Origin of the sequence: Streptomyces sp. NPDC088252, from assembly GCF_044740965.1 — a bacterium.
Lineage (GTDB): Bacteria > Actinomycetota > Actinomycetes > Streptomycetales > Streptomycetaceae > Streptomyces.
The window spans coordinates 293,881-316,325 of record NZ_JBIURS010000005.1 but is presented as its reverse complement, the minus strand read 5'-3'; the positions used below and the strand labels follow the sequence as shown (position 1 = coordinate 316,325).

General features: G+C 70.9%; 15 protein-coding genes and 2 pseudogenes. 7 read left to right on the top strand and 10 right to left on the bottom strand.

The window, feature by feature from the left end; translation table 11 throughout:
- Positions 1-44: 44 nt before the first annotated feature.
- Positions 45-434: a hypothetical protein gene (locus tag ACIOHC_RS13365; protein ID WP_351074995.1), complete on the bottom strand. Its 390-nt coding sequence runs from the start codon at positions 432-434 to the stop codon at positions 45-47.
- 804 nt (positions 435-1,238) lie between these two features.
- Between ACIOHC_RS13365 and ACIOHC_RS13360 the strand changes: the two genes are divergently transcribed.
- Positions 1,239-6,650, top strand: a complete 5,412-nt coding sequence (locus ACIOHC_RS13360) for an FAD-binding protein (RefSeq protein WP_401842751.1) — start codon at positions 1,239-1,241, stop codon at positions 6,648-6,650.
- A 223-nt stretch (positions 6,651-6,873) separates the two neighbouring features.
- Positions 6,874-7,269 (top strand): annotated as a pseudogene (locus ACIOHC_RS13355) (DUF7003 family protein); the annotation flags it as partial.
- Positions 7,270-7,857: 588 nt separating this feature from the next.
- Here ACIOHC_RS13355 and ACIOHC_RS13350 read toward each other — a convergent pair.
- The 9 genes from ACIOHC_RS13350 to ACIOHC_RS13310 all read right to left on the bottom strand — a co-directional run bounded on the left by ACIOHC_RS13350 (position 7,858) and on the right by ACIOHC_RS13310 (position 16,712).
- Entirely contained in the window at positions 7,858-8,679 is an 822-nt protein-coding gene (locus ACIOHC_RS13350) for a hypothetical protein (protein ID WP_351075003.1), read from the bottom strand.
- Between the two features lie 10 nt (positions 8,680-8,689).
- Entirely contained in the window at positions 8,690-9,448 is a 759-nt protein-coding gene (locus ACIOHC_RS13345) for a TIGR03086 family metal-binding protein (protein WP_365691546.1), read from the bottom strand.
- 121 nt (positions 9,449-9,569) lie between these two features.
- Complete coding sequence (gene mnhG / locus ACIOHC_RS13340; RefSeq protein WP_351075007.1) at positions 9,570-9,923, bottom strand: monovalent cation/H(+) antiporter subunit G; 354 nt, start codon at positions 9,921-9,923, stop codon at positions 9,570-9,572.
- Positions 9,920-10,273 (bottom strand): monovalent cation/H+ antiporter complex subunit F, encoded by a 354-nt coding sequence (locus ACIOHC_RS13335; protein ID WP_365691544.1) that lies wholly within the window; start codon positions 10,271-10,273, stop codon positions 9,920-9,922. The genes mnhG and ACIOHC_RS13335 overlap by 4 nt, the downstream gene beginning before the upstream one ends.
- Positions 10,270-10,896 carry a Na+/H+ antiporter subunit E gene (locus ACIOHC_RS13330; protein ID WP_351075011.1) on the bottom strand — a complete coding sequence of 209 codons (627 nt, stop codon included), beginning with the start codon at positions 10,894-10,896 and terminating at the stop codon, positions 10,270-10,272. The genes ACIOHC_RS13335 and ACIOHC_RS13330 overlap by 4 nt, the downstream gene beginning before the upstream one ends.
- Entirely contained in the window at positions 10,893-12,545 is a 1,653-nt protein-coding gene (locus tag ACIOHC_RS13325) for a Na+/H+ antiporter subunit D (protein ID WP_389636236.1), read from the bottom strand. The genes ACIOHC_RS13330 and ACIOHC_RS13325 overlap by 4 nt, the downstream gene beginning before the upstream one ends.
- Positions 12,542-13,144 (bottom strand): Na(+)/H(+) antiporter subunit C, encoded by a 603-nt coding sequence (locus tag ACIOHC_RS13320; protein ID WP_351075015.1) that lies wholly within the window; start codon positions 13,142-13,144, stop codon positions 12,542-12,544. Before ACIOHC_RS13320 ends, ACIOHC_RS13325 begins: the two co-directional genes overlap by 4 nt.
- Entirely contained in the window at positions 13,141-16,068 is a 2,928-nt protein-coding gene (locus tag ACIOHC_RS13315; RefSeq protein ID WP_401842749.1) for a Na+/H+ antiporter subunit A, read from the bottom strand. The genes ACIOHC_RS13320 and ACIOHC_RS13315 overlap by 4 nt, the downstream gene beginning before the upstream one ends.
- 248 nt (positions 16,069-16,316) lie before the next feature.
- Positions 16,317-16,712 (bottom strand): (4Fe-4S)-binding protein, encoded by a 396-nt coding sequence (locus ACIOHC_RS13310; RefSeq protein ID WP_365691599.1) that lies wholly within the window; start codon positions 16,710-16,712, stop codon positions 16,317-16,319.
- A gap of 179 nt (positions 16,713-16,891) precedes the next feature.
- Here ACIOHC_RS13310 and ACIOHC_RS13305 point away from each other — a divergent pair, with 179 nt between their 5' ends.
- From ACIOHC_RS13305 to ACIOHC_RS13285, 5 genes and pseudogenes are all read left to right on the top strand, one after another.
- Positions 16,892-19,696 (top strand): nitrate- and nitrite sensing domain-containing protein, encoded by a 2,805-nt coding sequence (locus ACIOHC_RS13305; protein ID WP_401842748.1) that lies wholly within the window; start codon positions 16,892-16,894, stop codon positions 19,694-19,696.
- On the top strand, positions 19,693-20,130 hold the full coding sequence (locus ACIOHC_RS13300) for a roadblock/LC7 domain-containing protein (protein WP_351075020.1): 438 nt from the start codon (positions 19,693-19,695) through the stop codon (positions 20,128-20,130). Before ACIOHC_RS13305 ends, ACIOHC_RS13300 begins: the two co-directional genes overlap by 4 nt.
- Positions 20,127-20,531, top strand: a complete 405-nt coding sequence (locus tag ACIOHC_RS13295) for a DUF742 domain-containing protein (protein WP_389636234.1) — start codon at positions 20,127-20,129, stop codon at positions 20,529-20,531. The genes ACIOHC_RS13300 and ACIOHC_RS13295 overlap by 4 nt, the downstream gene beginning before the upstream one ends.
- 6 nt (positions 20,532-20,537) lie before the next feature.
- Positions 20,538-21,106 (top strand): annotated as a pseudogene (locus ACIOHC_RS13290) (GTP-binding protein).
- Between the two features lie 43 nt (positions 21,107-21,149).
- On the top strand, positions 21,150-22,283 hold the full coding sequence (locus ACIOHC_RS13285; protein WP_351075022.1) for an FAD-dependent monooxygenase: 1,134 nt from the start codon (positions 21,150-21,152) through the stop codon (positions 22,281-22,283).
- The last annotated feature ends 162 nt before the right edge of the window (positions 22,284-22,445 follow it).

The window sequence follows — 22,445 nt, the reverse complement described above, 5'->3', positions numbered from 1 at the left end:
GCAGCCCTCCAGGAACTCGACATCACTGCGGTGACTCAGCCCGCTCACTTCGCCTCCGGTGGTACGTAGCTACCGTCACGCAGGATAGTTTCCAGGAACTGCTGGGCGTTGCCGTCGTCCACGGTGACGAAGTCCGTCCCGGCGCTTTTGAGTCGCGTGGCGAGAGCAGCGAAGAGCGCGACCGCGTCCTGATACTGGTCGTCAGCGAACCTGCCGAAGCGTTCGACCTGTGCGGCTACGTCGCTGTGGGCCCGTGGTTCCCGCGCCATGGTGCACAGGTCACCGTCCGGCCGCCCCTCGTAAAGGAAGCCCGCGATCTCGATCAACAGATTGGCGTTCCCGTTGATGGACGCGCTGTTGTAGTCCAGCGTGCCGCCGGCGGCCGCACCTCCTGGGCCGCCGCCCTGGTCGGCCGGCAGCTGATTGAGCTGCATACCGGTAGCCCGGCGCGCCAGAGCGCTTGCCGGGCCCGCCCCATCTGGCAGTACTGGACACGTCCCGGCTTTGTCAGGGCCGCTCTCACCCGCCCCGGCATCACCCGGATCAGGCTGCCCTCAGCTTCAACCTAACTGCTGCGACAGCGGGTTGGTGCAGGTATTCCACCTCCACGCGAACCAACAGCGCCTCACGGCGCAAACGGAATGCGTGCCAGAGCCACTTACACAGGAGTACGCCGACAGTCGGCGCCGTACAAGTGATCGTGCATCACCTCGTACGAAGGAGAGTGCACCAAAGTTGATGCGGTGACGGGTGGGTGCCGCAAGTCTGCTGTGGTCGGTTTCGGGGTGGCGGAGGGGCGACTGACGATGGCTTTGGACCCGCATCGGCGGCTGGAGTTTGAGGCCGTTCGAGGTCTGTCGAGTGCGGTGCGATGAGCCTGCGGGAGATAACGAAGGAGGCCGGGCCGGGCCGCCGTACGTTCACGACGTTGGTGGGCGAGGCACCGGTCGCGCCGCCGAAGAGGACGTCGGAGCACCGGGCCGCCGGCAAGCACCAGCGGGTCACGCTCCGCCTCCAGGAAGCCCGGCCCTGGAGCGCCGCGGAGCCCGGTATCGGTCCGTATGAACCGGCGGGCCCGCACCGCCGGTTCGACGTGGCCCCCTGCTCGGAGCCAGCCGCATCCCGGCCGCCTCCCTACGGATGAGTTCGCGGAACGAGGTCGGTCACCAGCCCCTCGAACGCGGCCCGTCCCGCCGCTGTCCAGCCGCACACGAACTTCCACCAAGGGCGAGCGAACCATGAACCAACCGACCACCTGCAACCGGCAGTGGGACCGGGCAGAACGCCGTGCACGCGCCTGGGCCGACCGCATGGGACTGCTCACGACCCCGGACGAGAAGCGGCGTCTGGAGAGGATGGGGCAGGGAAGGATGGCCGGCTTCGTCGCTCCCCGAGCGGACCCGGCCGAACTCGAACTCCTGGCACAGTGGGGTGCCTTCATCGCACTGGTCGACGACAGCCTCGACCGTGGACCGGGCAACGGCAGTACCTCGCACGTACGGGCCCTCATGGACTCCCTGGTCTCCGTGGTGGACGGGTCGGCCACCACATCTGATCTGTCCATCCCCGCGGTGCGGGCGATCGTGAACCTGTGGAACCGCTCGACACCGGCCACCAGCCCGCAATGGGCAAGGCGGTTCGCCGCCCGCTACCGCGACTTCGCCGACGCCACCTGTGAAGAATCCCTGCTGCGCACCAGGCGCACTCCCCTTGCGCTGTCCCGCTACGTGGAGATGCGCCGGCACACCATCACGGTGCTGCCGCTGCTCGCTCTGGTGGAGCGCGGGCTGTCCGGCGAGGAGAGCGACCTGGAGAGTCTGCGCGAGGCCACCGCGGATCTCGTCGCGTGGACCAACGACCTGGCATCGGCGGAACGGGAATCCGCTGAAGGAACGGACAACCTCGTCTCGATCCTCGCGCGTGAACGCCGGTGCACCCACCACGAGGCTGCCGCGATCGCCCGCACGATGATCAGCGAACGCATGGACGCCTTCGACGCGGCAGCGGCAACCGCGCTCGCTCAAGGACCGCACAGTGCAGGTCTGAGCGTACGAGTCGATCGGATCCGCTCCTTCCTCGACGGGGCCCTGGCCTGGCAGGGAGAAACGCGACGCAACGACCCCGAGGCAGCAGGCCCCGACGCCGCCCGGCCGGCCGAGCCAGAGCGGGCCGGCAACAATCCTCCGCCCTCTGGTCCGGCCACCGGATCGCCCGGCCCCTGGCAGGCACCGACAGACGTGCCGAGGAGCATCGACCGCCTCACCCGGCATCTTTCGTTGGCCGTCTCGCCCGGAGGAGCGGTGACCGACCGGTGCGCCAGCCGGGTATTGGAATCGGCACTGTTCCTCGCCCTCCTGCGCGCCGCACGGACACACGAGCCCCAGCAGGAACAGCTGACCTTGTTTCTGCGCGCACGCCGGGTGGGCGCGGATCCCGTCGACGCCCTTTTGATCGATGCCTGTCTCCACCCCGCCGAAACAGCGGGACGGGCACGCCGGGCTGTCGCGGAGCTCGCCGGACAGCTGAACCGCGGAACCGGTGGGCGCGGCCGGTTCAAGGCCGCCATGATGCGGGCAGTGCTTCACCTGCTGTGCGACGCCCCCATGACGGACGACGATCTCCTGCCGTCGATGCCGCCGGACCGGATCACGACGTACACCGATGTCAATCTTCTCGCCATCCGGGTGATCTGCGCCCGGGCGACCGGCCACCCGCACATGGTGACCGGAGCCGAACGCAACCGGCTGGTCGACTCGCTGGGCACCGGCCGCAACCGGCTGTTCTGGGAGGCCGGCGCCACCACCCACCTGCTCGCCCTGCACGCCGTTCGCGGCTTCCGCCCCGGCCACCCGGTGGTGGACGACGGCATTCTGAGGATGACGCTGGCTCAGAACCGCGACGGAGGGCTGCCGTTTCTCGACAGCCAGGACCTCTGGCTCGCAGCCGTCGCCGGGCTGGCCTTCCTTGCCGATGACCGGCTGCGCCCGCTCACGGGCCGGATGGGCGAGTTCGTCGCCTCCTGGCAGGCGCCCGACGGTGGCTGGCCGTTCGCCAGCGCCATGTCCCAGACAGACCTCGACACCACCACCCGCTGCATGGAGTTCCTCCAGGCCAGTGCCCCCGAGCGCTACGCCTCCCGCCTGCGACGGGCCACCCGATACCTGGAAGCCATGGCCGGGCCGGACGGCGGCTTCCCAACCTGGGTCAGCAGCGATGCGCCCGACCTGGACATGACCGCCGGGGCCCTCCTCGCACTCGCCCCCACCGGGCGGCACCACGCATTGCTCACCAGGTCCGCCGGGTTCGTCCTCGACGCCCAGCGACCTGACGGAACCTTCGAGCGCAGTTGGACGATCAGCGAGTCCAGCGGGATCCTCCGCACGCTCAACGCCCTGCACGCGGTGCCGCAGCCTTCCGCTTCCCTCGCCGCCCGGATCGCCGAGGCGACCGCGCGAGCAGTGTCACACCTGACTGCCGTGCAGAACGCCGACGGAGGCTGGGGCCGGCAGAACAACGACTCCAGCGACGTGCTGTCCACGGCACAGGCCGTGCCCGTCCTGGCCCGCCACGGCAACCACGCGTGCGCCCGCCGTGGCATCAGCTACCTCCTGGCCCACCAGGACTCCGACGGCGGATTCACCTCTGTACCCGACCAGACGGGCCCCCGCCCGCTGCCGTTCGACTTTCCGGTCCTGGCCTCCCTCCACACCCTGCCGGCCCTCCTCACCGCCGCCTCGCTCACCCAGGACCCGGCCACCCCGTCGCCGTGTTCCGCGACCCACCGAAGAATCCGGTCCAGCAGCCGAACCCCGAGCACCGTGGACTGGTCGGCCCTCGACGTCAGGATGAGCGGAACGCTGCTGGAGCCTCACGACGCCGGCTACGAGCAGGCACGGCTCGTGGTCAACCAGCGCTACGACGACGTGCACCCGCAAGCCGTGGCCTACCCGGCCACCGCCGAGGACGTTGCCGCGTGCGTGACCTTCGCGCGAGAGCGCGGCGTGCAACTGACGATCCGCTCCGGCGGCCACAGCTACGCGGGGTACTCCACCGGTCCCGGCCTCGTGGTCCACCTGCGCGAACTGAACTCGATCACGGTGGGCGACGGCCGGGTCAGGCTGGGTGCGGGAACGCTGGGGATGGCGGCCCACACGGCACTGGCCGCATCCGGAGCGGGCCTGCCGCTGGGGCGCTGCCCCTCCATCGGGGTGGCCGGAGCGACCCTGGGGGGCGGCCTGAGCGCCTTCACCCGGTCCTGGGGCCTGGCCATCGACCACCTCACGGGTGTGGACATCGTCACCGCGGACGGACAACTCCGCAGCGTCAACGCTCATTCCCCGGGTGCCGACCGCGATCTCCACTGGGCCATGCTGGGCGGTGGCGGAGGCAACTTCGGCGTGGTCACCGCACTGGACTACACCACCGTCGACATCAGCGACATGGCCTTCACCCGCATCGTCATGCGCTGGCCCATGAAGGACATGTCCGCCCTCATCCAGGGCTGGACAGCCTGGAACGCCGACCCGAACCTGCCGCGCGAACTGTGCACCGCCATCGAACAGCTCAGCGACAGAGGCGCACCGTCCGAACTCGTTGTCACCGGAACCTTCATCGGCACCCCCCGCCAAGTCCAGCCGCTCCTCGACAGCCTGGTCACCGCCGTCGGCAGGCCCGAGAGCGACCGCGTCACCCACCCCGTCAGCTACGTCCAGGCGGCAGCCGAACCGGAGCGCTGGGGCGGGGGAACCATCGGGCCCCGCGTTGCCTTCGCAGCCAAGTCGCACATCGTCCGCCGGCCCATGACCCCGGCGGCAGCCGACGACATGGTCGCCGCGGTCAACCGGCTCCACCGGCTCAACGGCGTCACCGGAGCCGGAGGGCTGCTCATCGACTCCATGGGCGGGGCGGTCAACGACGTGGCACCGGACGCCACCGCCTTCCCCCACCGGTCGGCCGTCGGTGTCGTCCAATACCACTCCTACTGGCACGAGTTCACCCCGCTGCCCCACATCGAACAGCGCATGCAGTGGCTCCGCGACATCCACACCACCATGCGCCCCCACCTGGGCACCGGCGGCTACGTGAACGGCATGGACCCCGAACTCGACGACTGGGAAACCGCCTATCACGGCGACAACCACCCCCGCCTGCAACGCGTCAAGGCCGCAGTGGACCCGGACCAGTTGTTCACCCAGCCCCAGGCCATCACCCCCGCCAAGACACCTTCCACCGGTACGGTCACGACGCACACCGGATCACGCCCCACCGTCCGGGCCCACGGGCACCGCTCCGACGCGGAGCTCACCCGGCTGGCACGAAGGCTTCACGGGCGGCTCCTGCGCCCGGGCGACCCGGACTACGACAAAGCCCGGGTGCTGCACAACCAGCGCTACGACATCGTCATGCCCGCAGCCATCGCCCGCATCGCAGACGAGGACGACGCCGCGGCGTGCCTGGCCTACGCCGCCGAGACCGGCACAGCGACCGCTGTCCGCGCGGGTGGCCACAACTACGCAGGCTTCTCCACCACCCCAGGGCTGGTGATCGATGTCGCCGCCCTGAACAGCATCACCGTCTCACGCGACAGGGTGCGCCTGGGCGCCGGTGTCAGCAGCACGAGCGCCGGACAGACCCTCGCACGCTCCAACCTGGCGATCGCAGCAGGACGGTGGGGATCGGTCGGGGTCGCCGGCTTGACCCTCGGTGGCGGCAAGAGTGCCTTCTCCCGCGCTTGGGGACTTTCCTGCGACGTACGGATCCTGCTCGATGGCAGCGGGCCCTCCCAACCCATCGTGCACGGCGCCTGGATCGGCGGCACCGCCTCGCTTCTCCGCGTGATCGACCGCCTGATCGCAGCCGTTGGACGCCCGCCGAAACGGATCAACATCACACCCGGCAGCTACGTCGAGTCCGCCATGGTCACCGACCACCCCCTGCGCGACAGCGCGACGCACTCCGAATCCGCCTGGCCCGCCCCTGCCTTCACGGACCCGGGTGCCTGCAACGACTCGGGTGACACCCCCGGCGGCGATGACCGGATGGCCTGGGCCGGGAAGTCGCACATCGTGCGTGCACCCATGACCGAAGCCGCCACCGCCGTCCTGATCGCAGGCATCAACGACCTCCACGGGCTCGGCGCCACCGGCGGCTTCTACCTCGACTCCCTGGGAGGCGCCGTGGCCGACATCACCAGCAGCGCGACGGCGTTTCCACACCGAAACGCCCTGGCAGTCCTTCAATACATCACCACATGGCCCCGGACATGCCCGCCCTCCGACTCCGCCGCCCGGCTGGATTCGATGCGAAACACCCACGCCGCCATGCAGATGCACCTGGGCCCCGGGGCCTACGTCAACGACACCGACCCCGAACTCCTGGGCTGGGAAAACGCCTATTACGCCGACAACTACCCCCGCCTGCAAAGGGTCAAGGCGACCTACGACCCCGGCCAGGTGCTCGACTTTCCCCAGGCCGTCCGAGTCCCCTCCCTGCCAGCCTTCCCCACCCTGCCGGCCTTCCCCACTCAGCCACAGGACACAGCCGGCACCCGCTCCACGGACGGACCCCACAGCCAACCAGCAGCCCCGATGCGTACCTCCACTCCGTGGCCAACCGGCAGGGGCGAGCCCGTCCCGCCACCATGGAAGTGACGCGATGGTCCCCACCTCCCCTCCCTCGCGGACGGCATGGCCGTCACAGCAGCGAACCTCGGCCCCTTCGCCATGACGCTCAACGCACCGGAGATCATTCGACATGACCGCACGGTGGGACGGCCTCGGCAAGGTCGTCCCGGCCGGGGGAGCGGCGGTCACACGCCACGCGGCATCCTCAGAAGCTGTTGTCTTTCCGGGCTTGAGAAGCTGTGTCTGAGCCATGCATGACAGGTTGAGTCGATCGTTACTGCAGGCCAGCGCCTTGCCCGCGCATACTGGTTTTACCGAAGGGTCATTGTCAGGGGGTGCCGATAGCGTCTTCGGCGTGATCCAAGCAGAAGATATCCTCGCCCAACTGGACAAAAGCGCGACCGAGTTCACCTTCCCCGACCTCGGCCATGGTTACTCCTACGCCGTGGACGCACGGATGCACCTCTTCCGCGACCTGGAGCGCTGGGCCCTGATCGTCGAGACCGTCGGCTACAACCCGCGCATGGAAAACCTCGTCGATGTGGTTCACATCTTCGGTAACTGCCTGACCACCGGCGGGCCGGGTTTCGTGAACGGGGACTTCCTCGACCGAGTCGAGAACATGGGAGAGATCGACGACGAGGAGACCTACTACGCGGGTGATGCTCCTGTAGTGGTCAGAGGCCGACCGCTCGCCGTGGACGCAGGGGCCCACGGGCCGCGTCAGGAGAGCCGCTGGCCCAGCCGCCCTGCGAGCGGGCCCAGTCCGCCAACACGGTCACGACGGCGTTCAGCACGTCGGCCGGGACCTGCCCGTTTGACATCTGCGCCGACAAGAGAGGCCGCAGCCGGTTACCCCAGCCTGTGTCCGACAGCCTGGACCCAACCACTACACAAAGCCAAAAGATCAGCCGTCGCCCTTGGGATACCCCTGGGACTTCTCTGGGACTTTCGGCCGCATCAAGGGGCACGACCCTGAAACAACCGAAAGACCATATGCGCAGGTCAGCCACTCTCAACCACCAAGGCCGACAGGTCACGGGCCTCGCTGGTCTCTTCCGGGACATCTGACGGGTGGGACCGCCGGGCCCCTTTTGACCTGCACCTATGTGGGTCGGGGAGGGGTCCGACGCCGCCCGGGCCGGGCTTCGGAACGCCGTCCCCGTTGCCGAGCAGCCCGCACGCGCGGGCGAGCGGGAGTCACGCCCGTTCACCGCGGTGCGGGGCGTTGTGGTCAGCGCTGGTGGCCGACGTCGCGGACGAGGTCCAGGCCGAGGACGCGGTCGAGATGGGCGAAGGTCTCGAACCTGGCGCCGGCCGGCACCTCGGACCGTCCTGCCACATCGGCCAGCAGGTCCAGGACGGCGGCGACACCGAGATCGTCGGCGAGCGCCGCGTGCGACTCCCGCAGCAGTTCGGCGGGGATCGGCCTGGACGGCTCCTGTGCCCAGTCCGCCACCTGTCGGCGCCACCGCCGCAGGGTCTGCCGGGCGTCGGCCAGCGCTTCGCCGGTGACCGTCACCGGCGCGTCGTAGGGGCGGCCGAGCAACAGCAGACGTACCGCCAGCGGATCGGCGGCCTCCGGCACGGACACGTCCGGGAGTTCCGGGGCGAGGAGGCGACCGGGGTCGGGGGCGCCCTCCTCCGGGAGGACCGTGCCGACCTCCCCCACCTCCATCCGGACCCCGTCCGGGACGTCGCCGGTGTCGGCGCCCCGGGCGGCCACGTGCACGTCGGCGGGGCCGCCGAGTGCCGCGTCGGGGCGGTGGGCCCCGACGACCACCGGCGGATGGATGCCGAGCACCGCCATCACACGTTCGAGCGCCCGTCTCTGATCATGCGTCAGCTCCGGTGTGGTGAGGACCGTGACGACCTGCAGACCGTTCAGCTCCGCGGTGCGCGCCAGTACGTCACCGATCAACGGGACCCGCAGGTGCACCGGGCCGATCCCGGTACCGACGGCGGCCGGCAGATGGACGCAGCTGCGCAGGAGGCGGCGTGGTGCGGCGGGGATCTCCACGAGGTGACCGGTGCGGGTGTCGGTGATTCGGAGCATGATGCGGAGGCTAGTCCGGGGTGCCACCGACACGTGGGAGAAACCGGGCGGGGCGGTGGTGTCGCGGAGGACGGAGCGGCGGAACGGGGCGGGGACGGCGGGCTCGTGGCGCTTCGGCGCGCGGTGTCACCAGCACGTCCTCGGGGCGGCGGCTACGGCGCCGGGAACGGCCGGCGTCCGAGGAATGCCACGAGCCGGTCGACGGCCGAGGCGTCCTCGCCGACGGGATGGACCGGGCCGAACGGCATGTTCTCGCCCCGGTACCGCGGCTGCAGTGTGGCCTCCGCGCGAGCCAGGACTTCTGCGGCTTCCTGATCGAGGGGATCGGCTGCCCGGTGGCGACCGCCAGGTCCCCGCCGTGGGTCAGGTACTCCATGACGGTCATGGTGAACACCGTTTCGCCCGGCATGCTGCCGCTCAAGGCCGTGACCTGGCGATCGAATCCGTACGCCCCCCATCCGGCGACGACACCGGCCGCTGCCGTACGGAACTCGCGGGCGGGGTCGGCGCCGCATCGGTGGTTCGCCGCGTCGACGTCGTGGGACCGGCCCTGGGCGCCGGCCTCGAACACGAGCAGCCATCCGACGATGTGATGGATCAGCGCCTCGACGTCGCAGTCGTCGCACGGCGTCGGAAGGCTCAGCTGGTCCGCCCCGACTCCCTCGATGATGTCTCCGGTCTTGGACAGCACACCCGAAAGAAGGTCGACTTCGCTTATGGACGGAGCCTGGACGCCGCCCGGGGATGCGGTCTTGAAGAAACGCGACACCGCGGCCTGGTCGGCGTGGTTCCGCCGGCTGGGAGATCCCTGGCCAGGGGCGGCGATCAGGCCTGATCCCAACGAATGACCCGGGCGGCCGGGCACGAAAGGCCTCAGGGCACGAGAGGTCTCAGTTCTCCTCGGTCAGCTGCTCGTCCAGTTCGTCGAAGAGCAGTTCGCCGTGGTCGATCTGCCCGGTCCGGTAGGCGGATCGCGCCACCAGGTGGGCGGCGACCGGACCGGTCATCATCTGGAAGAAGCCGATCAGCGCGAGGGTGGCGAGATCCATGCCGCTGCGCAGCCGCAGGGCCACCCCGCCGAGCACGAGGAGCATGCCGAGGGTCTGCGGCTTGGTGGCGGCATGGCTGCGGGACAGCACGTCCGGCAGCCTCAGCATCCCGATCACCCCGAGCAGACAGATGGCCGCGCCGACGAGGACCAGTACCGCACCGGCCGTGTCGAGGATCTGGAGCCAGAGCTTCACCGGCCTTCTCCCCCGGTGCCGGCGCGTCCGTCGTCCCTCCCGATCGCCTCCGTACCGTGCCGCGATGCCGGCCGGTCGCGCACGGCGATGAATCGCGCGATGCCCACCGACCCCGTGAACCCGAGGAAGGCCAGCACCAGCATGATCGGAAAATAGAACGGGTCACGCGCGAAGGCGGACTTGGCGCCGAGGCCCGCGATGATGAGGGCGGCGCACACGTCCAGTGAGATGGCCCGGTCCAGCATGGAGGGGCCCCACCAGATCCGGGCGAGAAGCCCCGCTCCGGCGACGATGATCACCACGACGGCCGCGGTGAGCAGCACCCGGTCGATGGTCTCCGGCCCGCTCATGCCCACTCTCCTCTCTCGTGCCCGACCGGTGGAGGTGGTTCGGCGACGCGGGCGATCTCGTCCGGGGTGCCGAAGGCTCGGACGATCAGCCGTTCGAGCCGCCAGACGGAGCGCCGCGCCGCGTCGAGCGCGGCGGGTCTGTCCGCGTCGAGGACGTGCAGGAAGAGGGTGGCCGTGTAGCGGCGCACCTCGACGATCGATCCGCCGGGGACGTTCGACACGGCGACGGCGGTGGCCGCGAGCATCAGGTCGGAGCGACAGCGCAACGGTACGGCGATGACCGCGGCCCGGTGCGGATGGTCGACGAAGATCTGCCGCGTGACCCGTACGCCCGAGGTGTACATGTCGTAGAGCAGATAGCCGGCGAGCAGCAGGATGCCCCAGGGGTGCAGGCGGAGCCCGAGGTCGACCCGGGGCAGCGGGAAGGCCAGGCAGACGGCCACCGCGACGACCGCGCCGGTCAGTACGTTGGCCCAGTGGAGGCCGGACCAGAGCAGTACCCAGATGAACGTGAGCCAGGCGATCAGCGGGAGGTCCAGGACGCGTCGCCGCCGACCGCCGAACTCACAGCTGAAGGGCGGCAGGTCCTTGTTCCGGAAGGACAGTCTGATGCGGCGTTTCACCGGCCGAGCACCGCCTCGACATAGGGGGTGCGTGCGATGAGTTCGGCGGCCGCGCGGTCGGTGTAGGAGGTCAGCGGTCCGCCGAGGACGGTGAAGGCGAGTCCGAGCACGACGGTCGCCGCGGTGGCCGCGGTCATCAGCCGCGGGAGCTGCGTCGTGGTGGTGACGGCGTGTCCGTGCAGGGTGGCCGCCACCGCGCGCCCGGCGGGCTGATGGCGGGGGCGGACCGCTTCGTCGCCACTGCCGGGGATGTGGTCGGGGCCCTCGTCGACGTCGTCGTCCTCGTCGGAGTCGGACTCCAGGACGGTGCCGGCCGCGGTCTGTCCTGGCGGAGCGGCCCGCCAGAACGCCAGGTTCCAGACCTTGGCCGTCACGTACAGGGTGAGGAGGCTGGTCACGGCCGATCCGATGACGAGGATCCATGCCCAGACACCGCCGTCGGCGACACCGGCCCGCATCAGCCCGAGCTTGCCGATGAACCCGGACAGCGGCGGGATGCCGGCCAGGTTCATGGCGGGGACGAAGAAGAGGACGGCGAGCAGCGGGGCGGCCTTGGCCAGTCCGCCGATCCGGGTGAGTTCGGTGGTGCCGTCCCGGCGCTCGATCAGCCCGGCCACCAGGAAGAGCGTGGTCTGGACGGTGATGTGGTGGGCGACGTACACGATCGCGCCCCCGTACGCGTCCCGGGTGGCGAGGCCGATGCCGAAGACCATGAAGCCGATGTGGCTGATGAGGGTGAAGGAGAGCAGTCGCTTCAGGTCGGTCTGGGCGACGGCTCCGAGGATGCCGACCACCATCGAGGCGAGCGCGGCGGCCATCAGCAGGTCGCCGAGCCGGTTTCCCGGGAAGAGCAGGGTCTCCGTGCGCAGCATGGAGTAGACACCGACTTTGGTGAGCAGGCCGGCGAAGACCGCGGTGACGGGGGCGGGTGCGGTCGGATAGGAGTCGGGGAGCCAGGCGGCGAGCGGGAAGACGGCGGCCTTGATGGCGAAGACGGTGAGCAGCATCGCCTGGATCAGGGTCTGTACCCCGAGCGGGAGTTCGGCGAGCCGGCCGGCCAGCTGGGCGAAGTTGGCGGTGCCGGTGGCCGCGTACGTCATGGCGATGGCGGTGAGGAACAGCATGGACGAGAACAGCGAGATGATCACGTAGGTGGAACCCGCGCGGACGCGGGGTCCGGTGCCGCCGAGGGTGAGCAGGACGAAGCTGGCGACGAGCATGATCTCGAAGCCGACGTAGAGGTTGACGAGGTCACCGGAGAGGAAGGTGCAGGAGACCCCGGCGACCAGGATCAGGTACGCGGGGTGGAAGACCGCCACGGGTGTCTCCTCGTCCCGGTCGGCCATGCCCTGGCCGAGGGAGTAGATCAGCACGCAGAGCGTGACGGCCGAGGAGACCGACAGCATCAGCCCGGACAGCCGGTCGGCGACCAGCGTGATGCCGAGCGGTGGGGCGAAGTCGCCGAGGTGGACGGTGAGCGGGCCGCGGGTGTCGGCGACGACCATCAGCGTGAGGGAGAGTCCGAGCACGGCCGTGAGCACGGCGACGCTGACGAAGCGCTGGACCTGCTTGAGCCGGGTACCGACGGCGAGGCTCAGGCCGGTGGCGCAGAGCGGCAGCAGTACCGGCAGGGGGACGAGTGCGTTCATCCGGTGGCTCCCGGGTCGGCGTCGGCATGGGCCTGCTTCTGTGCGTAGTCCTCGGGGTCCGCGCCCAGTACGTCGTGCCAGAGGTCCCCGGTGGCGTACCTGCCGCGGGCCTGGAGGGCGCGGTCGGCGCGCAGCCTGGCCCGCAGGCGGCGGCGCTCCTTGCGGTAGCGGGCACGGTCCTCCTCCGTGACGTCGGGGGCGGCGCGGTAGCGCTCGCGCAGTTCGTCCCGCTCCCCCAGCACCTCGGAGCGCAGTGCGATGCGGCGGTCCTCGTCGTCGTCGTGGACCTCGTCGGTGCCGGTGAGCTGGTGACTGCGGTAGGCCATGGCGAGGAGGAACGCCGTGGTGGCGAGGGTGATGACGATCGCGGTGAGCGCGATGGCCTGTGGCAGGGGGTCGGTGACCCGGTGCAGCGGAACGCCGTAGAGCAGCGGTTCCCGGCCGGCCGACCCGGTCGCGGCGAGGACGAGCAGATTGATGCCGTTGCCCGCGATCACCGCGCCGAGCAGGATGCGGGTGAGGGGGCGGGTGAGCATGAGGATGCCGCCGACCGCGCACAGTACCGCGGCGGTTGCCAGGAGCGAGGCGCTGACCGTCATCCGGGGGTGCCTCCCGTCCCGGGTTCCGCTCCGGGTGGGGTGCGGGCGCTCGTCGCGGCGGCCTTTTCGAACGCCGCTCGCTCGATCTGCCGGTCGATCTTGGCGCCGAGCGCGCGCACGATGTCCAGCACCACGCCCAGGACCAGGAGATAGACCCCGAAGTCGAAGAGGATCGGGGTGCCCAGGTGGTATTCACCGATCAGCGGCAGTCGGCCGTGGTGGGTCCAGGCGTGCAGGACCGTTCCCTCGGAGAGGCCGAGCAGGGCGACGCCGGTGGAGATGAACAGCCCGAGTCCGGTGAAGAGTCCGGGCTGCAGGGGTGCGGCCTCGGCGAGTTCGAATCGGCCGCCCGCCAGGTAGCGGGTGATCAGGGCCAGCCCGGCGACGAGCCCGCCGACGAAGCCGCCGCCCGGCATGTTCTCGGCGCAGAACAGCAGATACACGGAGAGGACCAGGACCGGGTGGAACAGCAGCCGGGCCACGACCTCGAAGACGATCGAGCGGTGCTCGGGCGCGAGCGTCGAGCCTGCCGCGAGCCAGCCGCGCTCCGGCGCCCCTTCGTCACCGTGCGGCAACCCTGTCAACTCGGCCCCCGTCAACGACCACGCGGTACGTCCCCGGACCTCCTCCCGCAGCGACTCCCCCTCGGTGCGGCGGTGCAGATAGATCAGACTCGTCACGCCGATCGCCGCGGCGGCGAGCACGGCGGACTCCCCCATCGTGTCCCAGGCGCGCAGATCGACCAGGATGGTCGCCACCACGTCCTTGAGGCCGTGGTGGGAGACCTCCTCGACCATGGCCGCGCCGGCCGGTGGTGCCGTACGGGCGGCCGCCGCGACCCACACCACCACGCCGAGCGTCGCCGCCGCGGCCAGCGCCACCGGGATGCGCAGGGCGCGCCGCCAGGTGCTGACCGACTCCTGGAAGCGCACCGGCATCCGCCGCAGCACCAGCACGAACACGATCATCGACACGGTCTCGACACAGAACTGGGTGAGCGCCAGGTCCGGGCCGCCCTGGACGACGAAGAGCAGCGCGGCCCCGTATCCGGTCAGCCCCGCCAGGACCACCGCCTTCATACGGCGGCTGACGGTGAGACAGAGCAGGGCCGCCGTGCAGGTCAGCACGGCGACGGCGCCCTGGAGCGGGACGTCCCAGGCCCGCGGGACGACGGCACCGCGCCAGGGCTGGTCCACCCCCAGGACGGTCAGCTGACCGACGAGCATGACGAGGAGGGTGGTGGCGAGGTAGACGGAGAGCGAGCCGCGCTGGACAAAGCCGGTGAGCTGGAGGGAGAGCCGTTCAAGGCCGAGCAGCAGGTGTCCGAAGACGCTGTCGGCGGTCGGCCACGCGATCCGCCGGGAGAGCCGGGTCACGGTGGCGCGCCCGGCGAAGAGCACCGCACCACCTGCCAGGGCGACGGCCGAGAGCAGCAGGGCGGTACCGAATCCGTGCCAGAGCGACAGGTGGTACGGACGCGCGGACGAGGGGAACGTGTCGGCGTACGCGCTGAGCAGCCGGTCGACCCGTCCGACGCCCGGTCCGAGCACCAGCCCGCAGACCGCGAGCACGGCGGGCGGCGCGAGGAACGCCGCGCCGACCCGGTGCACGGGGGTGTCCTCGACCCCGGGTTTGCGGGCGAAGGCGCCCCAGACGAACCGTACGGTGTATGCGACGGTCAGCGCGGACCCGGCGACCGTGACGCCCAGTGCCCAGCGGTCCGCGGTGTCGCCCTGCAGCAGCGCCTCGAACGCGGCCTCCTTGGCGGCGAATCCGAGCAGCGGGGGCAGGGCGGCCATGGACGCCGCGGCGAGCACCGCGACCGTGCAGACGTACGGCAGTGCCCGGCCGACGCCGGAGAGTCTGCGCAGGTCCCGGGTGCCGGCCGCGTGGTCGACGATGCCGGTGACGAGGAACAACGGTGCCTTGAACAGGGCGTGAGAGAGGATCATGACCGCGGCGGCCAGTGCCGTGTCCCGGTCGCCGACCCCGGCGAGCAGGGTGAGGAAGCCGAGCTGACTGACGGTGCCGTAGGCGAGGACCAGCTTGAGGTCGTTGAGGCGCAGCGCGCGCCAGCCGCCGAGCAGCATGGTCGCGGCGCCGAGGACGATCACGACGGGCCGCCAGACCGGCACGTCGGCGAAGGCCGGGGCGAGCCGGGCGACCAGATAGACACCGGCCTTGACCATCGCGGCGGCGTGCAGATAGGCGCTGACGGGGGTGGGCGCGGCCATGGCGTTCGGCAGCCAGAGGCTGAACGGCCAGATCGCCGACTTCGACAGGGCGCCGCACAGGATCAGCACCACCGCGACGGAGACGGCGAGGCTCGCCGCGGGCGGGTCGGCGAGGATGGCGGAGATCCGGTAGGTGCCCGCCGACCGACCGATGATCAGGAAGCCGACGAACATCGCCAGGCCGCCGAGGGTGGTCACGGTGAGTGCCTGGAGCGCGGAGCGGCGGCTGTGCTTCCGCTCGCTGTCGTACCCGATCAGCAGGTACGAGAAGATCGTGGTCAGCTCCCAGAACACATAGAGCGAGATCAGGTCGTCGGCGAGGACCAGGGCGAGCATGGCGCCCGCGAACGCGAGGAGGTTCCCGGCGAAGCCGGCCAGTTGCGGGGTCCGGTCGGTGAAGTACGAGGCGCAGTAGAGCAGGACCAGCGTGCCGATTCCGGCCGCGAGCAGCACCATCAGCTCGGCGAGCGCGTCGAGCCGCAGATCGACGGTGACGTCGTACGCCGGCATCCACTGCCACGACCAGGTGACCGAGCCGCCGGACGCGGCGGTGTTCCACTGGGTGGCCGCCCACGCGGTGGCGGCGGCCGGTGGCAGCGCGAGCACGACGAAGGCGCGCCGGCCCAGAGCCCGTACCAGCGGGCGCGCACAGGCGGCCAGGACGAAATGGCAGACGATGAGCGCGGTCATACGGGCCCGGGGGGCGTCCCGCGCCTGCCCCGGGAGGGCGTCGCGGGCCTGGATGATGCATCACGGGCAAAGGGCACCAAATACAGATATATCCCTGAACGCTCTTCACCCGTACGGCGCGCCGCGCCCGGCCCGGCGCGCTGGGTTCGCCCGCGCCCTGCGCGGACACCGGGTCGGGCCTCCCCTGCTCGCCGGGGACACCGTGGCGCGCCCGGCCCCGCTCACCCGCGGACAGCGCCGGGGCTCGTTCACCCGTGCTCGCCGCAGACCCCGCTGCGGTCGCAGTACGGCGCGTTCCCGGTGCGTCCGCAGCCGCACAGCATCACCCGGGTCTCCTGGCGCGCCCCCTGGGGGGTGACCACTTCGAGGTCGGGGCGCAGATGGAGTACGCCGTCGACGTGCAGCGAGACATGCGTCGGCACCTCCGGCACCCCGTCGGAGGTGCCGGAGGTGCGGTGGTACTGCAGTGCGCCGCTCGGGCAGCGGCGGATGACGTCGGCGATGTCGTCGGCCGGGGCGTTCGCGGGCTGCATCCACGGCTTGCGGGCGGTGTCGAAGACCGACGGGAGACCGCGGACGCACCCCCGCGACCACCCGGCCCGCCACTCGAACCAGCTCGGAACAGGCGATTCGGGATCCCGGATGGCGGAGATGTGCGTGATCAGTGATGCACTTGTGAGCCCACTTTCTTTTCATTTTTGCAGTGTGACTAATATCTATGTGTCGAAGTTCTCAACGGATTTGACCAGCCGTGAGGCTGGCATCATCGTCAAGGAGCACGCCCTGCGCACGCGCGCCACACGGCGGACCAAAATCGACCACCATGTCGCTGCGGACGGCCCTGCTCGTACTGGCCATCGTTCCCGGCGTCGCTCTGGCCGCCCTCTGGGCCGTCACCAGTGGCCAGACCCTGCTCGACTTCCAACGCCAGGCCACCCAGGGGAAGTTGGCCCAGAAGGCGGGCCAGCCGTCCAACATCGTGTATTACAACCTGCAGGCGGAGCGCCGGCTCAGCGCCGAGGCGCTCGCCCGGCACAAGGGCGCCAACGACGCACTGCAGCGGCAGCGGAAGCTGACCGACGACGCGATCAAGAGCTTCCAGTCGCTCTCCGACGTGGCGACCGACGACGCCCCCGGCGAGGTCCGCGACGCGGTCCGCAAGGCGCGCGAGGCGATCAACCAACTGCCCGCCCAGCGCGCCCTCGTCGACGACGGCGGCAATGACCAGCAGAAGGCCGTGTACGGCTACTACACCGATCTGATCACGGTCGACCTCGAACTCTTCACGGCGCTCAGCCATGTCGACAACGGCAGGATCACCACGCTCTCGCAGCCGCTCGTCGACCTGTTCTGGACCAAGGAGATGATCTCCCGTTCCAACGCGTTGCTGATCCGCGGCTGGCCGAGGGGGAAGCTGAGCAGCGAGGACCTGCGGCAGATCCGGGAGGCGGTTTCCGGCCAGTCGCTCCAGTACTCCACCAAGGTCGTTCCCTATCTGCCGTCGGACGAGAAGGCCATGTGGGAGGAGATCACCCACAGCCCGGCCTGGAAGACCAAGACGCGGGTGGAGAACGAGGTACTGCGTCCGGCCGAAGCCGATGCCGCGGGCTTCGTCCGTGTCGGCGCCGAGGAGAAGACCTGGCGCGGCGCGATGGACGAACTCGATCCGCAGATCGAGAAGCTGCTGGAGCACCGCACCGCCCTCGTGGTCGAGGAGGGCAAGGGCAGCGTGATGTCGCTGCTGTTCAAGATGGTGCTGACCACGGTGGTCGGCCTGGTCGCCGTGATCGCGGTCATCTGGACCACCTGGCGCCTCACCCGTAACCTCCGCCGCCGGATCGGCAGCCTGCAGGAGCGCGCCGAGGAGCTGGAGAGTGCCCTGCCCGATGTCGTCGAACGGCTGGGCCGGGGAGAGCGCATCGATGTCGAGTCCGAGGCCCGCGCCATCGAGCACGACAACAGGGACGGCGGGTCCGACGAGCTGAGCCGGCTCGGCGACGCACTCAATCTGGCTCGTACCAGTGCCCTGGCGGCTGCGGTCGGACAGGCCGACCAGCACCGGGGCTTCGAGCGGCTGCTCCAGCGCATCGCGCGCCGCACCCAGCAGCTGATCGGCCAGCAGCTGAAGAAGCTGGACGAGCTGGAGCGCAAGCACGAGGACCCCGAGGTGCTGGACGGCCTCTTCGACCTCGACCACCTCACCGCCCGACTGCGGCGGTACGAGGAGAACCTGGTGATCCTCGCGGGCGGTTCCCCGCACCGGCGCTGGCGCAAGCCGGTCCCGCTGCTGGACGTGATGCGTTCCGCCCAGGGCGAGGTGCAGGACTACCGGCGTGTGGTGCTGGACCTCGACGGCAGCCCCTGGCTGTCGGAGCGGGCCGTCGGCCCGGTCTCCCATGTGCTCGCCGAGCTCATCGAGAACGCGCTCGCCTTCTCCCGCCCGCCGAGCCCGGTCGAGGTCAGGGCCGCCAAGGTGAGCCGTGGTCTGGCCATCGAGGTCGAGGACCGGGGCCTGGGAATGGAGGAGGACCAGCTGGCCGCGGCCAACGAGCTGATGGTCCGGCCGCCCCGCATGGATGTGCTCGCCCACTCCGACGACATCCGGCTCGGCCTGTATGTCATCGCGCGGCTCGCGGACCAGCACAACCTGAGGGTGGAATTCCGTTCCTCGGCGTACGGCGGCACCCGGGTGGTCGTGCTCGTCCCCGACGAACTCACCGTTCCCGAACCGCCCTCCGGTCCGGTCGGCGTACCGTCCCCGGCACCCGCCGCCCCCGCAGCCGCGCCCGCCGCCACGACGGCCGCCGGTGAGCCGCTGCCCACCCGCGTCCAGGGTCAGGCGCTGGCCGGGGTCACCGCGCTGAACACGGCGGGCGTTCCCCGCGCCACGGCAGAACAGCCGTACACCGTGGCCGAGCAGCCGTACCGGCCGGCGGACGACGCGTTCCCGGGCGGCCGGGGACGGCCCGGCCCGGCACCGGAGAACACGGTCCCGGCGCAGGACGAGCGGTACGGGACGCCCACGGATCCGTACGCCGCACCGGCCGTGCCGTACGGCAGGCACGAGGCCCCGTACGACACGACGGAGCAGCCGTACATGACGGCCGCCGGCCAGTACCCCGTGGACCAGCCGTCGTACCCGGTGCCCGAGGAGTCGTACGCCGCTCCGCCGCAGGAGCCGTACGCCGCTCCGTACCCCTCCGGGGCCGGGGCGGGCGGTCCCGGTCTCCCGATCCCGGGGCCGCGGCGGTCCGACGGCGCGCGCCCCGCGCAGCTGCCGATCTCCGTGCCGGACCACCCGGCGCCGCCGGAGCCGGAAGCCGTCCGCCGGGAGAACGGGTCCGGACCGCCCGCCCTGCCCGCGCCCGGAGCGGAGCCCCCGCTGCCACGCCGGGTGCGGCAGGCCAGCCTGGTGGACGAACTGCGGGTCGCCCCGGCCACCCGGACCGCCGTGCCCGGTTCGCCGAACTCGAACGAGAACGCACCGCTGCGACCGGCCCCGCGCCGGGCCGGAGCCGCGATCGGAGCGTTCCAGCGCCGGTCCCGTGCCGCCCGGGCGACCGACGAGACGCCCACGCGGCCGGCACCGTCCGCCACCCCCCTCCCCACGAGAGAAGAACGGTCATGACACGCACAACCGCCACCCACCAGGATCTCGACTGGCTGCTCGACGGCCTGGTCGATTCGGTGGCCGAGACCCTGAACGCCGTGCTGCTCTCCGACGACGGCCTGGTGGTGAGCCACTCGCGCACCATCGACCGTGCCGACGCCGAGCGGCTGGCCGCCATCTGCACCGGTCAGCAGAGCCTCGCCCGCGGTGTCGGGCAGCTCTTCGACGGCGGCGGCGTGCACCAGGTGATCGTCGAGCTGGCGGATCTCTGGCTGTTCATCATCTCGGCCGGCCAGGGCACCCACCTGGCCGTGATCGCCTCCCAGGAGGTGGACGCCGAGATCATGTCGCTCGCCATGCACAACCTGGTGCAGCAGGTCGGCCAGAAGCTCGGCACCCCGGCCCGCGACGACTTCGACGCCTTCGGCACCGGGGAGGGGCAGCGCGCGTGACCCCGTACTGGGAGGAGGAGGCCGAGAAGGACGGGGCGGGCACGATGGTGCGCCCGTACACCATCACCCGGGGCCGGACCGCTCCCGAGCGGGACGACTTCAGCCTCATCACCGTGCTGACGACCACGCGGGACCCGCGGGACGAGCACGGCGCGCCGATCCTGCCGGGACGGCTCCAGCCGGAGCACCGGCTGATCCTGGAGCGCTGCCGCCGCCCGTCCGCGGTCGCCGAGGTCGCGTCCGGCCTCGGGCTCCCGGTGTCGGTGACCAAGATCCTGCTGGCCGACCTCGTCGCCCAGGGCCTGCTGCTGGCCCGTGCCCCGCTGTCGGTGGCGCGGGCGGCAGGCGGGGCCGACATGGGCCTGCTGGCCGCCGTTCGTGACGGACTCCGGAGACTCTGAACCAAGATGACAAGCAGTCAGGCGGCCTCCGCCGCCGTCAAGATCCTCGTCGCCGGAGGTTTCGGCGTCGGCAAGACCACCCTGGTGGGCGCGGTCAGCGAGGTCACCCCGCTGCGCACCGAGGAATATCTGACCCAGGCCAGCGTCGGTGTCGACGACCTGGCCGGTGTCGGCCGGAAGGACACGACCACCGTGGCCCTGGACTTCGGCCGGATCACGGTCAGTCCCGAGCTGGTGGTCTACCTCTTCGGCACCCCGGCCAGGAACGCTTCTGGTTCATGTGGAACGACCTCGTCCACGGGGCGCTCGGCGGTGTCGTGATCGCCGACACGCGCAGGCTGGAGACGAGCTTCGCCTCGATCGACTTCTACGAGAGCCGGGACATCCCGTTCGTGGTCGCGATCAACTGCTTCCACGGCCACAACACCCGTACGACGGAGGAGATCAGGGCCGCTCTCGACCTCGATCCCCATGTGCCGCTGCTGATCGGCGACGTCCGGGAGCGGCCGTTCGGCCGGGACGTGCTGCTGGCCCTGGTGGACCATCTGATGAGCCTGCCCGTAGCGGCCGGCTGACCCCTCGTACCCCCTTACTTTTCTCGCTCTGGAGAGATCTGAGATGGCATCACCTCTGCGCGTCCTGGTTCACGGCGGCGGCATCGGCGGGCTCACGCTCGCCACCGCGCTGGCCCGGCGCGGCCACACCGTCGAGGTCGCCGAGCTCCGCGACGAGCTGGAGGCGCTCGGCGTCGGCATCATCCAGCCGTCCAACGCCCTCCATGTCATGCGGGAGATCGGGGTCCTCGACGACTGCCTCAAGGCGGGCTTCGAGTGGGAGATCCTGACCATCGCCGACCCGGCCGGCGCCACACTCGCCGAGATACCGCAGCCCCGCATGGGCGATGCCCCCTCCAACAACGGCATCCCGCGTCCCGCCCTGGCCCGGCTGCTGAACGACGCCGCCGTCGCCGCCGGGGCCATGATCCGCTTCGGGACCACCATCACCGAGCTGGCCGACGACGGCTCGGGGGTGGACGTCACTCTCTCCGACGGCTCCACCGGACGCTGGGACCTGGTGGTCGGCTTCGACGGCATCGGTTCGCCGCTGCGCACCCGCCTGTACGGGGACCGCTACACCCCCGAGTACACCGGCTTCGCCAACTGGCGGGTGACGGTGCCCCGGCAGTCCCGGGTGCGGGGAGTCGTGATGGGCACGGCGGGCAAGGAGGCCAAGGCGCTGCTCACCCCGATCACCGAGGAACTGATGTACCTGGGCGCGGTGTTCGCGGAGCAGGAGGACTTCCGGCCGGACCCGGAGCGGGCCCATGAACAGCTCACGGAGCGGCTGGCGATGTTCTCCGGGCCGGTCGCCGAGGCACTCGCCACCGTCACCGACCCGGCCGCGGTGGTCTACTCGCGGATCTCCCAGGTGACGGTCGATGAGCCGTGGCACGTGGGCCGGGTCGTGCTGGCCGGTGACGCCGCGCACGCCTCCACGCCGCACATCGCGCAGGGGGCGGCGATGGCCGTCGAGGACGCGCTGGTGCTCGCCGAGTCGCTGGACGCCGAGGCGGACGTGGCCGAGGCCCTCGAAGCGTGGGAGGCCCGCCGCCGCCCGCGCGCCATGTGGGTGCAGGCCATGTCGCGTGCGGTGCTCAAGCAGGAGACGGGCATCGAAACCACGCCCGAGGAGGACGAACTGCTGAAGGTCGGTATTCCGGGCGCGGCGCATGTGCTGGTGAAGCCCTACTGATCCGCGCGGAGCCGGACGTGGGGGGGGGGGGGGGGGGGGCCCGCGCGCCGCCCGGCCCCCCCCCCCCCCCCCCCCCCCCCCCCCCCCCACCCCCGCCCCGCCCCCCCCCCCCCCCCCCGCCCCCCACCCCCCCCCCCCCCCCCCCACCACCCCCAAGACACC